The 15116-nt window shown below is 50.8% G+C and carries 11 protein-coding genes; 6 read left to right on the top strand and 5 right to left on the bottom strand.

Going from position 1 to position 15116, the window contains the following annotated elements; genetic code table 11:
- Nucleotides 1-168 precede the first annotated feature (168 nt).
- Nucleotides 169-483: a hypothetical protein gene (locus tag AC27IB_RS18710; protein ID WP_487122835.1), complete on the bottom strand. Its 315-nt coding sequence runs from the start codon at nt 481-483 to the stop codon at nt 169-171.
- Nucleotides 484-1118: 635 nt separating this feature from the next.
- Between AC27IB_RS18710 and AC27IB_RS18705 the strand changes: the two genes are divergently transcribed.
- Nucleotides 1119-2087: an integron integrase gene (locus AC27IB_RS18705; RefSeq protein ID WP_487122833.1), complete on the top strand. Its 969-nt coding sequence runs from the start codon at nt 1119-1121 to the stop codon at nt 2085-2087.
- 14 nt (nt 2088-2101) lie between these two features.
- On the opposite strand, the gene AC27IB_RS18700 is transcribed toward AC27IB_RS18705, so the two are convergent.
- On the bottom strand, nt 2102-2668 hold the full coding sequence (locus AC27IB_RS18700; protein ID WP_296047911.1) for a phosphoribosyltransferase: 567 nt from the start codon (nt 2666-2668) through the stop codon (nt 2102-2104).
- 98 nt (nt 2669-2766) lie between these two features.
- Nucleotides 2767-3972, bottom strand: coding sequence for a lipoprotein-releasing ABC transporter permease subunit (locus AC27IB_RS18695; protein WP_296047913.1), 1206 nt, complete (start codon nt 3970-3972; stop codon nt 2767-2769).
- 163 nt (nt 3973-4135) lie between these two features.
- On the opposite strand from AC27IB_RS18695, the gene AC27IB_RS18690 reads away from it, so the two are divergent.
- Genes AC27IB_RS18690 through AC27IB_RS18675 form a run of 4 tightly spaced genes read left to right on the top strand, consistent with a single transcriptional unit; the run spans nt 4136 to nt 10251 of the window.
- Nucleotides 4136-4729, top strand: coding sequence for a PilZ domain-containing protein (locus AC27IB_RS18690; protein WP_296047982.1), 594 nt, complete (start codon nt 4136-4138; stop codon nt 4727-4729).
- A 55-nt stretch (nt 4730-4784) separates the two neighbouring features.
- Nucleotides 4785-8285: a transcription-repair coupling factor gene (gene mfd / locus AC27IB_RS18685; protein ID WP_487122830.1), complete on the top strand. Its 3501-nt coding sequence runs from the start codon at nt 4785-4787 to the stop codon at nt 8283-8285.
- Entirely contained in the window at nt 8282-9709 is a 1428-nt protein-coding gene (locus AC27IB_RS18680; protein ID WP_487122828.1) for a CsiV family protein, read from the top strand. The genes mfd and AC27IB_RS18680 overlap by 4 nt, the downstream gene beginning before the upstream one ends.
- A 2-nt stretch (nt 9710-9711) precedes the next feature.
- On the top strand, nt 9712-10251 hold the full coding sequence (locus tag AC27IB_RS18675; protein ID WP_487122826.1) for a cob(I)yrinic acid a,c-diamide adenosyltransferase: 540 nt from the start codon (nt 9712-9714) through the stop codon (nt 10249-10251).
- Between the two features lie 20 nt (nt 10252-10271).
- Here AC27IB_RS18675 and AC27IB_RS18670 read toward each other — a convergent pair whose 3' ends face one another.
- Nucleotides 10272-11642, bottom strand: coding sequence for an SLC13 family permease (locus AC27IB_RS18670; RefSeq protein ID WP_487122824.1), 1371 nt, complete (start codon nt 11640-11642; stop codon nt 10272-10274).
- Entirely contained in the window at nt 11632-12627 is a 996-nt protein-coding gene (nagZ, locus tag AC27IB_RS18665; RefSeq protein WP_487122822.1) for a beta-N-acetylhexosaminidase, read from the bottom strand. Before nagZ ends, AC27IB_RS18670 begins: the two co-directional genes overlap by 11 nt.
- A 193-nt stretch (nt 12628-12820) precedes the next feature.
- On the opposite strand from nagZ, the gene AC27IB_RS18660 reads away from it, so the two are divergent.
- Nucleotides 12821-15109 carry a penicillin acylase family protein gene (locus AC27IB_RS18660; RefSeq protein ID WP_487122820.1) on the top strand — a complete coding sequence of 763 codons (2289 nt, stop codon included), beginning with the start codon at nt 12821-12823 and terminating at the stop codon, nt 15107-15109.
- Nucleotides 15110-15116 lie beyond the last annotated feature (7 nt).

Raw genomic sequence — 15116 nt, 5'->3', positions numbered from 1 at the left:
AGAAATTCAAAGTTTCGGTCACCGTGAGAGTTTCTAAGCTTGAGGCTTATCTTATATCTCTGCATGTTCCTTTGCCACATAACGCCCTAATTTGGCGGCACAAACGCGTGGGCTATACTGCGAAGCAGCCCGCGTGTTTGTGTCCCCAACATTTGATTGTTAGAGGACTTAGTCACCTCCGCCCCCATCGCCACCCGATGAATCGCCAGACCAACTATCTTCGCTCCTTCCACCGGTGCGATTCCCACTCGTGTTAAAAATGTCTCCCATTATTGGCAAACTAGTGTTTTTACGGCTTGGCCCAAAATTAAACTCTGAAGTTTCTTTGCTAGCAATATACCTTTGAGTAGCAAAAACCATTACTCCAACAACGATAATAATGAAAGAAACAACTCTAACCCATGTTTCAGAGTAGTAACCATAAATCTGCAACGAGCTTCCGAGAACAATTAGAATAATCCCTACCCAGTTTCGTATTTCCATGAAAGTCCTCTAACATTGAGTTCAACGGCACGCTTGCCGAAGTATAGACTTCCGCCACTGTATATCGTGTCCGTTGGAACGTTTAGTTATACGTGCACGAGATACTGAGTTCGCCCCCGCGCTAATCTTTAACCGTGTACCTAGTAAACTTTCCCTGTTACGCCGTCGCCGCGCGAGCAGATTCTCGAAGTTTGACAGCTACACTTTTAGCGTATGCGGTGGCGAATCAAGCCTCGTCTTATACGACACCGCATACGCTAAAAGCGTGACATAAAAGCTCAAACGTTACTACTGACTTTGGGGTCTGTTTTCTTGTTAGCTACGAGACAATTGCCCTTCGGAACCCGAATGCTCGTGCCGTATAACTATTAAATAGACACCAAAGCAGTCTGATTAAAACTTCCATAATGGTGCAATTTCAATGGTTCATCATCCCAGATTATCTTAAAAATCCCAAACATAGAAGTATGTGGCTAGTTTGGTGTTTTTTGTCGTGTGTTAAATACACCATTCCCTTCCGAGCTTATGGTTTGGGGTAAAACACGCTACCTGTCACAACTCTCTGCGTCAGGCCAGTATTAACCCGATCTATTGTCTCTTATTCTGTATTCACTTTTTTACAGCCACGTTTCTCAATGAAATCTAAATTCTTACATCAGCTTTATGAGTTTATGCTCACCCGTGGCTACGCTAAGCGTACAATAGAAACGTATTTAACCTGGATATCCGATTTTATTCGTTTTCATAAATTCACCGAACCTCAGCAAATGCATGCCGAACATGTTGAAGCTTACCTTACTCACCTGGCTGTCCGCAGACAATGCGCAAAATCAACTCAGGCAACGGCGCTTAATGCACTCTTGTTTTTATACAACAAATTTATGGAATGCCCCTTACCTGAAGAAATGACGTTCCTAAACAGTAAGCGAGAACGTAAGCTGCCGGTAGTTTTAACCCAGGATGAAGTAAAAGCCCTGCTCGGCCGGGTAAACAAACAACACTATCTGGCTATCGCACTGCTTTACGGCAGCGGACTTCGTTTAATGGAGTGTGTTCGCCTTAGAGCGGGAGATATTGATTTTGATTATAAGTGCATACGGGTGTGGTTTGGCAAAGGGGGGAAACATCGGGTAGTAACGCTGTCAGAGGCATTAATTCCGTTATTAAAAACGCAAATTGAGCAAGTGCAACAAACTTTATTAAGGGATATGAACGTACCTCAGTTTGCTGGGGCCTGGCTACCAGCAGGATTACGTAAAAAGTACCAACAAAGCAATAAATCACTGGAATGGCAGTACTTGTTTCCCTCTCAGCGTCTGAGCATCGACCCCGAAACGAAACAGCTGCGACGGCATCATATCGATGAGAAACAATTACAGCGAAATGTTAAACGGGCCAGTTCAGATGCAGGGATAACCAAACATGTTACCCCGCATACGCTGCGCCATTCCTTCGCTACGCATCTACTGGCTGCGGGAGCTGATATTCGAACTGTCCAACATCAGTTGGGTCATGCCGACGTGCGAACCACTCAAATATACACGCACGTACTGCAACAAGGTGGTAATGGTGTCATCAGCCCCTTATCCCGCCTGGGTATCTAACCCGCGTCAGTTTATTACTCTTTATCGTAAAGAATATCCATCACATCGGCCAGCTCGGTTTTACCGGCGCGCACTTCTTCTTCAGTCATGTCGGCGATTTCATGCGGGAACACTAACCACTCGTCACTTTCGTTTACGTAGTAGTCCGGTACGATATCGGTTTTATTGTTCTGCGGCTTATAATACGGGCAGGCAATGCGGATATCTTTTGGCATATTCAGTCGCATCAGCTTTTTAATTTGCTTAATCAGTGCGTCCACGCTGCGCCCGGAATCAAACACATCATCAACAATTAGCAAAGCGTCTTCGGCATTGGCATTTTCAATCAGATAATGCAGGCCGTGCACACGGATCTCTTTGCTTTGCTTGTTAATGCCGTAATAAGAAGAGGTTCTTACCGCAATGTGATCGGTGGGGAATTTTTTAAATTCAAAAAACTCCTGCACTGCAATACCAATTGGAGCTCCACCACGCCAGATCCCTATAATAAATTGTGGACGAAAGCCGTCTTTATACACTTTTGATGCAAGTCGAAATGAATCCTGAAGCAGATCCGCTGACGTAATAAATACTTTATCCATAGAATCGGTAACCGAGCGTAAGAAAAGAAAAAGATTATAGAAAATTTTATGCCACAATGCACGGCAAAACCCTAAAACCTGACCATTTAATCAAGTTTTTACGATTCCTGTTGCAACACTTTGGCAGGCTGTACTTTCATGGCGCGCTGCGCCGGATACCAACTCGCAAGCAGGCACAACCCTAAGGAAAATAGTGTTACCCAAACTACCTGATGCCATTGCATATCAATAGGTAACCCGGGCCCGTCGGCAGAAAGCGCCAGATAAATGCCAAAAAAGTCGAGAATATCGTTGATATACACTACCGCCAAAATACCTAATACAGCGCCGATTAGTGCGCCTTTGAGGCCGTTGAAAATCCCGTTTAGCATAAAAATAGCGCGTACCGTGGCTACGGTCATGCCCTGAGAGAGTAAAATGGCAATGTCGCCGCTTTTTTCCGACACCACCATAACCAGCGCCGAAACAATGTTAAACGCCGCCACCGCAATGATCAGTAGCAACATTAAAAACATCATGTTCTTTTCCATTTTTACCGCATCGAATAAGGGCCCCTGACGCGAGCGCCAGTTACTGGTTGAGTAACCCGCCTGTTCTAACGAGGCAACCACCCCCTGATAGTTAAACGCATTGTTTAAAAACAGGCGCACATCTGCTGGGCTATCCTTGGGTTTGCGCAATAACCGGGTTAAATCGTCGAGTCGAAGGTATATGACTTTATCATCCAACTGCGAGCCCAGGCTAAACAAGGCAGCTATGGTCACCAGGCGTTGGCTGGGCATACGCCCGAACGGCGTATATACACTGGCGCCGGCGGCCATTACTCTTATTTGGTCGCCTACATTAACGCTTAATTCCTGCGCCAATGCCCGGCTGATAATGGCGCCAAACTTTATCTCTTCAAGGCGCTTAAAATTACCTTCCAGCATGTAGTCGCTCACAATACTGTGTTGATCCATGGTGTCAGGATCCACGCCCTGTAACTGTACGCCCCGTAAAGCCTGTCGGGATTGTACCAGGCCCTCAGCTTCTCTGAACGGGCTAACGGCCCGCACTTCGCTAAGCGGCAGTTGCTGCACCTCATCTACACTGGCGTTATGGGCCACTACCTGCGGTACAATGCCCAATATACGCTGGCGCAACTGGGCTTCAAAGCCATTCATTACCGAAAGCACAATAATCAACGACATCAACCCCAGGGCAATGCCGGCTACTGAAAAGCGGTTTATAAACGCAACAAAGCTGTTGTGCTTGCCTGCGGTGGAGTAACGCAGGGCAATATAGGCGGAAAGCGGATAGGCCATGAAATTTCACCTGTACCTGGGCAGTGAGGGCTTGGTATTCATTGTTCCCTGCACTACGCTTATTCAATACGGTACGTTGTACGTTTTAATGATAAACAAAGACTTAAGCTCGGTGCATAATACGTGTAAGCTACCCTGCACACAAGTCAGCCTGGAGAGTATTGTGGAATCGTTAACCCTGGCAGAAAAACAAACACAATTTAATGAGTTTTTCTTAATCAGCCATGCGATTAAAGTAAATATGCGTCAGCTGGACGAGCACTTTGCGCTGCCAGAAAACGAACAGCTTGAAGACCACATGCCTTATGCCTTTCGCATTGCCAGCGAAATGGCATCAATTGAATCCCAGGCCCTGCGACCGTTACGCAATCTCAGCGACCATGCCTCCGAACTGGTAAATTACCTAAGTCATCAGTCGCGCAAAATCGATTTAATGATGTCGTATATTTTGCATCAGCAGGACGATCCGGATTACCGTTTTGAAAGTATCAGGTTCGGCGGTGGTGGTGTAATTATTCAGCACCCTACCCCGCTGGAGGTTGGCACACAGGCAGAGCTTAAACTGTTTGTCTCAGAAGAAGCTGCCGCCATTTTTTGCTATGGCGAAGTTATTACTTGCCAGCAGGAATCGGATAGCTACCATATAGCCTTTATTTTTACCCGGATCCGCGAACAGGATCAGGAACTGTTAGTCAGAGCCAGTTTGCATTTACAAACGCAGCAGCTTCGCAAGCGCAGCCAGAATAAAAACGCTTAACCAGCACCCTGCATGCCATAAAGTTAAACGCTCAAAAAAGAATCGTTAAGGAATCATGACAACCACGCTTAACTCTTTGCCACTGCCCAAAACCAAGTCGTCATCCGGTTTTCAGGACCAACAACAATGGGGGCAGTTGCAAGGCAGCAGTCGCGCGCTTGCCGTTGCCCAGGCCAGTCAGCAGGCCGGCCGTCCCATTGTGCTGGTAACTGCCGATACGCCGTCCGCGCTCAAACTCGAAAAAGAAATTCGCTATTTTCAGGGCAGTCAGCACAGTGTTCCGGTTACCCTGTTCCCCGATTGGGAAACCCTGCCTTACGATACGTTCTCACCGCATCAGGATATTATTTCTCAGCGTCTGGAAACGCTGTTCCGGTTAACCCAGGAACCCAGCGGCATTTTCATTGTGCCCATCAACACCCTGATGCAGCGTCTGGCCCCGGTAGAATATATTGGCCAGCACCTGTTACTGTTAAAACGTGGTCAGCAACTCGATCGCGACCAGTTTCGCCGCCAGTTAGAACAAGCCGGTTATTTGCATGTCAGCCAGGTAATGAGCCACAGTGAGTTTTCTATTCGTGGCAGTATTATCGACCTTTACCCCATGGGCTCTAAAGATCCCTATCGTATCGATCTGTTCGATGACGAGGTCGACAGTATTCGGTTGTTCGATCCGGACTCACAGCGATCCAGCGAATCAGTAGATGAAATTCGCATGTTACCGGCCCGGGAATTCCCCACCGATAAAGCCGCATTAAATCTGTTTCGCCAGCAATTTTTAGAGCGTTTCGACGCCAGTAACAGCGCCGAGTCGGTATTTAATCAGATTACCCGTGGCACCATGCCAAGCGGTGTAGAGTATTACCTGCCGTTGTTTTTTGAAAAAACCGCCACGCTGTTCGATTATTTTCATCCTGATACGCTTATTTTGCTGCACGGCGATGTCAGTGACGCCTGCGAATTTTTCTGGGCCGATCTCAACGAGCGGTACGAGCAATACCGTTACAACAAACACCGCCCGCTACTGGCGCCCATGGAGCTGTTTTTACCGGTTAACGAACTCTTCGCAGGTCTCAAACAATGGCCGCGGGTCGCACTGGCGTCACAACCGCTCGACAATACCGCCGGCAAACATAACCTACATTGTGAAAAGCTCGACGATATCGCCTTAAATCCGCAAAAGAAACAACCGGCACAGGCGTTATTACAGGTACTTTCTGAAGCGCAGAAACGCGGCGCAAAAGTGCTGTTTTGTGCCGAATCGCAAGGCCGCCGGGAAAACCTGCTGGGCATTCTCAGTAAGTATCAAATTAAGCCCGTGGAGTTTGTCCACTTCGACGACTTCCTCACCAGCCATGAGCCGGTGGGTATTTCCATTGGTATGGTGGAACACAGCTTCCGCTGGAAAAACCCCGACGGCGAGCTGCTGTTTATAACCGAAACCCAGTTGCTCGGTCATAAAATAAGTCAGCGCCGTTTGCGAACGGCACAAAAGCCTACCGACGAAAACGCCATTATTCGGAACCTGGCAGAACTGTCTGTAGGTCAGCCGGTGGTGCATTTAGATCACGGTGTGGGTCGCTATATTGGTTTGCAAACCCTCGATGCCGGTGGTGTTACCACTGAGTTTTTAACTATCGAATATGCCAAGCAGGCCAAGCTGTATGTGCCAGTTGCCTCGCTGCATTTAATTTCACGCTACAGCGGTGGCGAGCAAGACTCAGCGCCGCTGCACAGCCTGGGCTCCGACGCCTGGGAAAAAGCCAAGAAAAAAGCCGCCGAGCGAGTGCGCGACGTGGCAGCAGAGCTGCTCGATGTGTACGCCAAACGGGCCGCCAAACCCGGCTTTGCTTATCCCATTACCTGGGAAGAATACCAATCCTTTGCCGACAGCTTCCCATTCGAGGAAACCGCCGATCAGATACAGGCCATCAACGCCGTGATTCAGGATATGGGCAGCCCGCAGGCTATGGATCGTCTGGTGTGCGGTGACGTGGGCTTTGGTAAAACCGAAGTGGCCATGCGCGCGGCCTTTTTAGCTGCGAATCAGGGTAAACAGGTGGCCATTCTGGTACCCACTACCCTGCTGGCCCAGCAGCATTTTGAAAACTTTAAAGACCGCTTTGCCAACTGGCCCTTCCGCATTGAAGTGGTGTCCCGGTTTGTCAGCGGCAAAGCCACCAAAGCCGTCATGGACGGCATCGAAAGCGGTACCGTGGATATTGTGGTTGGCACCCATAAATTACTCAGCGATACCATTCGGTTTAGCGACTTGGGGCTGGTGATCATCGACGAAGAGCACCGCTTTGGGGTACGCCAGAAAGAGAAGTTTAAAGCCCTGCGCGCCGATGTAGACATTCTTACGCTTACCGCTACGCCGATTCCGCGTACGCTGAATATGGCCATGTCGGGGATGCGTGATTTATCGATTATCGCTACCGCTCCGGCCAAACGTCTGGCCATTAAAACCTTTGTACAACTGCGCGATAAAGCAGTTATTCGCGAAGCGATTATGCGGGAAATTCTACGCGGTGGTCAGGTGTACTTCCTCCACAACGAGGTAGAGAGCATTGCCCGCACCGCCGAGGAAATCGCCGAAATCGTGCCGGAAGCCCGCATTGCAGTAGGCCACGGCCAAATGCGCGAGCGCGAGCTTGAATCGGTAATGAGTGATTTTTATCACCAGCGTTTTAATGTACTGGTGTGTACTACCATTATCGAAACCGGTATCGATGTACCTACCGCTAACACCATTATTATGGATCGTGCCGACCACCTTGGCCTGGCGCAGTTGCACCAACTGCGTGGCCGGGTTGGGCGTTCACACCATCAGGCCTATGCCTATTTGTTAACGCCGCATCCTAAGCGCATGACCCGCGACGCTGCCAAGCGTCTGGAAGCCATTGCCAGCCTCGAAGACTTAGGCGCAGGCTTTGCCCTGGCCACCCACGATCTGGAAATTCGGGGCGCCGGTGAATTACTGGGCGAAGATCAGTCCGGTCAAATTGCCAGTGTGGGCTACTCGCTGTATATGGATATGCTGGAACAGGCCGTCGACGCCTTAAAAGCCGGTAAAGAGCCGTCACTCAGCGATGCTAACCGCCTGCATACCGAAATTGAATTGCGCATACCGGCACTGTTACCCGAAGATTACATTGCCGATGTAAACACCCGGTTATCCTTGTACAAGCAGCTGGCCAGTTGTAAAACCAGCGACGACATCGAAGCCTTCCAGATTGAATGTATCGACCGCTTTGGTCTGCTGCCGGATGCGGCTAAAAATCTGGTTGCGGTGGCAGAGTTAAAACTCAAAGCCCGCCGCGTAGGTATTCACAAGGTTGAAATGACCGCTACCGGCGGTACTATCGAATTTAACGAAGATACCCCGGTAAACCCCGGTTTTATTATTCAACTGGTACAAACCCGCAATAAAATGTTCAAGTTTGAGGGCAGCCAAAAACTGCGGATAGTGAAGAAAACCGAGACAGCCCGCGAACGATTAGCTATGGTGGACGGGCTTATAGAAGAATTTGCCAGGGAGATCAGCCAGGCATGAGGCGTATTATTGGTAGCCTGCTCGCACTCAGTTGTCTAACCGCTAACCCGGTACAAGCCAACGACGAAGACAAATGGTGGTTCGACATCGAGGTCGTTCTGTTTGCGCGCGATACCGCGGTGAGCGATCTTGCCGAACGGTTTGAGCGTCAACAGGTGCTAAGCACACCAAAAACTGACTGGGATCTGCTCACCCGCTATTATCAGCCAGACATTTCCATGGTGTTTAACTCGCTACCGGTTTGTGGTGCCCCCACGTCTCCGCTGTGGGCTGAAGTACCCACCCAGGAAGACATCCTGCGCGATTATTATATCGAGCCAGAGCCGGTTGAGCCTGCACTGGATGAACAGCCCGGTTCAGTCGCTAACGAGGACATGTCGCTCAGTGAGCAAAGCGATGCGTTAACCAATGACAACAGCGAATTCGCCAGTACCGATTTGTCGTTAGAGGCTGAAGACAGCACTTTAAGTCCTCAAACGCCAGATGCAGATAGAGCGTTTATTGAACCCGAGCCAGACATTATTCCCCCTGAGCCTGCAGCCATTGCTGCCTACTGGCTGTCGTTTAATTTAAATGAAGAGCAACTGACCCCGGTTAGTGTAAAACGTCGTCCGCTTCATTGTGTGGTCAGTAACAAGCCGGTATTAAATACACACACCTGGCAATGGCAACAAGCAGATTTATATGTGCCGCCCCGTCAGCGAACTCCGTTATTAATTCACGGCGCCAATTTTAAGCGGGCCAACGGCCCTCATTTGCTATCCGCAAACCAGCTTACGCAGGACGACATCTACACCAGCATTCGCTGGCGCAAGGGTATCGACCGCCTGGCGCATTTTAGCTGGCGTCAGCAGGTTAAATTTGGCCAGGACAAAGCCGAAACCCTGCGCCTGTTTGCCGGCCAGAACTTTGCTCAGCAGTTCACCCAAAACGGCGACCTGCGTCCACAAAAAATGGCCTCTGCCGATGCGTCGGCCAGCGCACAAAATGCCGAACTGGCCGAGCCGGTAGATACCTTTTTCGCCGAATTGAATCAGCGCCTGAGTAACCCCCAGCCTATTAGCTTTGCCGGCATGACCGCACCACCAGAAGCCAATGATGATGGCAATACCCGGTCAGATGTGGTGCGCTTATCGCCAATCTGGGAGCTCGACGGGTTTATTCAGGTTTACCTCAAATACATTAACCGGGTGCCGTATCTGCACATCAACAGCGAACTGTTTTACCGCCAGCCGGTGTTATCGGCCAATACGCTGCCCGGCGCTCCGCCAGCTTACGAACTGGTTTCCATTCCGTTTTCCCAGCAGCGTCGCGTAATCAGTACGCAACTGCATTATTTTGACCACCCACTATTTGGCATGCTGGTACAAATCCGCCGTTACGACCGTCCGGCAGCACCGCAAACCGCCGGGGAGCAAAACTAACCATGAAAATCTACACCAAAACTGGCGATCAGGGTGAAACCCAGCTCTATGTAAACAAACCTCAGAAAGTGGCAAAAGACGACGCCATTATTGAATGTTATGGCAGTCTGGATGAGCTTAATGCCCAGATAGGCCTGCTCAGTGCCCGTCTGCAGGAAGATAAACTGGGCAGTGATAGCGATCTAGCCATGTTAGCCACGATTCAAAATGCCTTGTTCAGTGTGGGATTCGCCGTCTCAGCGAGTTCTTCGCTGGCGTCGGATGCGGTGATCGATCTGGAATCTCATATTGATGTAATGCAGGCCGATTTGCCCGCTCAAACCAGCTTTATTTTACCCGGTGGCTGCGTAGCGGCCGCCCAGGCCCACGTTTGCCGAACGGTGTGCCGCCGTGCCGAGCGACGCATGATCAGCATGGCCAAACATACCGAAGTCTCCGAACTCGCCCAGCAATACGTTAACCGCTTGTCTGACTGGCTGTATGTGTTTGCCCGCTACTTAAATGCCCAGGCCAAGGTGGCGGATGTGCCGGTTAACCGCTAGGTTAGCCGCAAAAATTCCCGCTATAAACGGGTAACCACCACTACTCCCGTGATCACTAACCCAACCAGAATATTCAGCATAGTGCCCTCGCGCACCATGGTCTGAATGGGGATCCGGCCGCTGCCGTACACAATGGCATTAGGGGCCGTGGCCACCGGCATCATAAAGGCACAGCTGGCGCTGATAGCGGCAGGCATCATCAGCACAATGGGATCCACCCCAATGGCCGCCGACGCGCTGGCCAGAATAGGCATCAGCAAGGTAGCGGTGGCGGTATTGGAAGTGATTTCGGTCACAAAACTCACTGCCAGGCACAATATCAGCAAAGTCAGCACAATGGGTAATGCCGACAACCCGGTAAGGGCTTCGCCCAGTAATAAACTTAAGCCAGAGGCAGTAAATGCCTTGGCCATGCATATGCCGCCGGCAAACAGCAATAACATGCCCCACGGAATGGCTTCAGCGGTTTTCCAGTCGAGCAGTTGGCCCGGCTTGTCTTTATCACCGTTGGGCACTAAAAACATCAGTACCACGCCGGCAATGGCAATAGTGCTGTCGCTTACCAGTGTCATGCCGGTCCATACCGACCAGTACGGCCGGAATATCCAGGCCAGCGCGACAATGCCAAACACGGCCAGAACCCGTTTTTCCGCCGGGCGCCAGTCGCCGGCTTTTGGTAAATCACAGTCAGGCATATCGCTTAATTTGCGGGTCAGCCAGAACGCCATTATCGGGATCGCTATCAGCACTATGGGTACCCCGGTTATCATCCAGTTAATAAAACTCAACTCTGTACCGGTGGTTTGCTGATACACACTCATAAAAATAATATTCGGCGGTGTGCCAATAGGGGTTCCTACCCCGCCCAAACTGGCTGAGTAGGCAATGCCAAGTAACAAAGCAGCCGCCAGTTTGGGCGAGTTCATGGAGGTAATGATCGCCATGGCAATGGGCAATAACATCAGCGTTGTGGCCGTATTGGATATCCACATACTCAACAGCGCCGAGGTAAGCATAAAGCCCAGCACCAGTCGCTTAGCGCTGGACGCCCCACACAAGCGCAGCATATACACCGCAATCCTGCGGTGCACACCCGACTTTTCCAGGGCTTTGGAAAGCATAAAAGCGCCCATTAGCAGCAGGATCACATGGCTTCCCAGCGCCGATGCGGCCTCTTTATAATCAATCACCCCGGCCATCGGAAACGCTACAAACGGAATCAACGAGGTAACCGGGATGGGCAGTGCCTCGGTCACCCACAAGATGGCGATTAATAGCGTTAGTGCGGCGGTCAGGCTGAGTGCCTGAGCAAAACCGTTAGCCGCGAGCACGCCCCACAGTAAGGTGCTGACTACAGCGCTAAATACAATAACCTTATTTTTAACTTTCATAGTGTTGCCACACCTCACAGGCTTGCTGATAGGCTTGTTCTGCCAGGGTTGAGAGCTGCCAGCCGGTAAGCCGGTTTAACCGGTGTGAAGGCTCAAGCGTGCGCGGCAGGCCATTGAGAATATCAAGCGCGCCGGCGGTATTGTTGCAGGCCAGTACCATGTCACAGCCGGCCGCCAATGCCTGTTGAGCGCGCTCCGGATAAGTGCCGGCCACCGCCGCGCCCTCCATCGACAGGTCGTCAGAAAAAATCACCCCATCAAAGCCGAGCTTTTCGCGTAAAATAGTTTGTAACCAGTAGCGGGAAAAGCCAGCCGGTTTATCGTCGATGGCGGCAAAACGCACGTGAGCCGGCATCATGGCATCAATTTTTTGCGCGGCGATTAGCTTCACAAAAGGCACCAAATCCTGCTGTTGTATGGTTTGCCAGTCCCGTTCGTCCACCGGGGTATCAATGTGTGAGTCTGCTACCACGCTGCCATGGCCAGGAAAGTGTTTGCCGGTAGAAGGCATTCCTATGGCGTGCATGCCGTCTATCAGGCTCCCCGCCAGGCGGCTCACTACCTCTGGTTGGGGCGAGAAACCACGGTCGCCAATAACATTAGACACACCGTTGATATCAAGCACCGGAGCAAAACTAATATCAATGTCGAGCTGTTTGAGTTCGTAAGCCATAATCACGCCGCACGCATAACTTAAGGCTTCGGCTTGTTGGTCGTCGGTAGTCAGATGTTGTATTTGCCCCATGGCCGGTAACCGGGTAAAACCATCGCGAAAGCGCTGTACCCGGCCGCCTTCATGATCCACAGCGATGATCAACGGTTTGCCTGCCGCCTCACGAATGTCCCCTATCAACTGTTTGAGTTGACCTACCGACGCGTAATTGCGCGTAAACAGGATCACTCCACCGCTAAGCGGGTGCGCTAGCATGTCGCGTTCATCTTGCTGTAAACTGGTACTGCGACAATCGATCATTACTGGTCCCATGCTGACTCCTGGACTCCAATACATTGTTTTACAATGCTAAACTGCTTAGGACGTGGCGAAAAACAAAAGTATATGCCTATACCGCACAGCACAGGGTGTGTCTTTGCCTGAAACACTGTGCAAACGGTTACCTTAACCTACAAAAATGCCGCCGAAAGGCTCTAAGCATAAGAAAAAACAGGGAGTATTACACGTGTTAAATTGGTTAAAACGGATCGGGTTAGCGGTTATTGGCCTGCTGATTATTGCCGTAATGGCAGTTTATTTTACCCTTCGCCAGTCCCTGCCGGCCTTAGACGGCGATCGCCTGGTCAACCAGGTCGAACAACCTGCCACCTTATCCCGTGATGCCCTCGGCCAGGCAATTATACAAACCGCCTCGCGCAAAGAAGCCATGTATTTACTGGGGTTTGCCCACGGTCAGGACCGCTTTTTCCAGATGGACCTGCAGCGTCGTGTTGCCGCTGGCGAGTTATCCGAATGGTTGGGGAAAATGGCTCTTGATGTGGATAAAACCGGTCGTTTTCATGAGTTTCGTCGCCGCGCTGAAAACATTTTTGCCACGTTGCCTGAAGCGCAGAAAGACATTCTTGTTGCCTACAGTGAAGGAGTAAATCAGGCCATCGCTGAGCAGTCTGCCCGTCCATTCGAATATATCCTGACGAACTTTGAACAGGCCCCCTGGACACCGCAAGACAGTATACTGGTTATTTTCAGCATGTACCTGGATTTACAAAGCAACAATGTAAATCGCGATCTGACCCTGAGCGAAATTCAACATCAGTATGGCCAGACCATGGTCGACTTTATAGTGCAGCCCAGCCAGTATCAGGCGGCGCTGGACAATAGCCGGCTGGCTACCGAAGTGGAAATACCCCTGTTAAAAGAGCGCCCCGCCGAAATCAGTGATATCACTGCAGACATGGCTTTTCGTACCGAAACCGGCAGCAATAACTGGATTGTTGGCGGTGCACTAACTGAAACCGGCGATGCCCTGCTCGCCAGTGATATGCATTTAAGTATGCGCGTGCCGATTATCTGGTATCGCGCTCAGCTCAATTATACCGAACAGCAGTATGACGTATCGCTTACCGGCGTTACCTTACCGGGTGTGCCGGGGGTTATCGCTGGCACCAATGGCCATATTGCCTGGGGCTTTACCAATGCCTATGTGGATACGGCCGACTGGGTACTCATTGACCGCAGTGAAGTGACAGCGGTGGATGAAACCATCAGCGTAAAAGGTGAACCAGAACATTATAAGCGTTTAACCAGTCAGTATGGCCCGGTTCGTCAGTTGGGCACCCGTTTTTATGCGTTAAAATGGGCTGCTCAGGAGCCCTATGCGGTTAACCTTATGCTCAATGAACTCGATACTAAACTGTCTGTCCTTGAGGCAATTCCGGTAGTCAGAAAAATCGGTATTCCGGTGCAGAACATCGCGCTGGGCGACGCGGCGGGGAATATTGCCTGGATGCCGGCTGGCGCAGTGCCAGGGCGTAAAGTACCTCACAACACCGCTATCACACCAGCCCAACTGGATGGACTGTGGAGCAGTGATGAAATGGATTTACCGGTAGTGATGAATCCGACTTCTCACCGCATCTGGACCGCCAACGCCAGAGTGATGGGTAGCGACGATTACCTTCGGTTTGGCGATGGTGGCTACGCACTCGGCGCACGAGCGCAACAAATTCGTGACCGATTATTCGATTATCAACAGTTCGATGAAGCTCGTTTTTACCAAATCCAGCTCGATAATGAAGCCCGTTTTTTACAGCCCTGGCACGCCTTGTTGCGCCAATTGTTAAAGCGTAACTCCGGCCATTTCGCTGCCGATATCAATGCCCTGGATACCTGGCAGAACTGCGCTTGTGCAGATTCAGTGGGCTACACCCTGGTGAAATATTTTCGTCGTCAGGTGCTCAATGCCACGTTTGCCCCGATTAACGAAGCCCTCAAACCCAAGCACCTGAGCTTGCGGTCCCTGTCGAGTAATCTGGAACCGGCTATCTGGCAGCTCATTCGTAGCGAAAGCACTCAGTGGCTACCGCAGGGCGAGAACGACTGGCAAGGTTATTTGCTGGGGCAGTATGAGCAAGCCAGACAGCACTTGCTGGATCAACACAGCGCATCTGATGATTTATCCACGCTGGCCTGGGGCAAGGTTAATCAGCAAGCTATCCGCCACCCGTTTGCCGGTCAGATACCGGTTATCGGTAAGGCGTTAAACATGCCTGAAATACCCGGCTACGGCGATACCTTTATGCCGGCCGTACAGGGCCGTAGTTTTGGCGCATCTCAGCGTCTGTTTGTGCGTCCGGGGCAGCTCGACAAAGCGGTACTTACCTTGCCGGGCGGTCAGTCCGGTCATCCGCTGTCAGCGTTTTATAAAGCTGGCTTCGATGACTATGCCAAGCACCGTATGACCCCGCTGCTACCAGGTAAGCCTTTGCATACACTCACTTTTATGCCAGAGTAAACCCTTA

Source organism: Alteromonas sp. 4NH20-0104 (assembly GCF_057547795.1).
The sequence above is the reverse complement of the archived record's forward strand: the minus strand, read 5'-3'. Positions and strand labels throughout refer to the sequence as shown.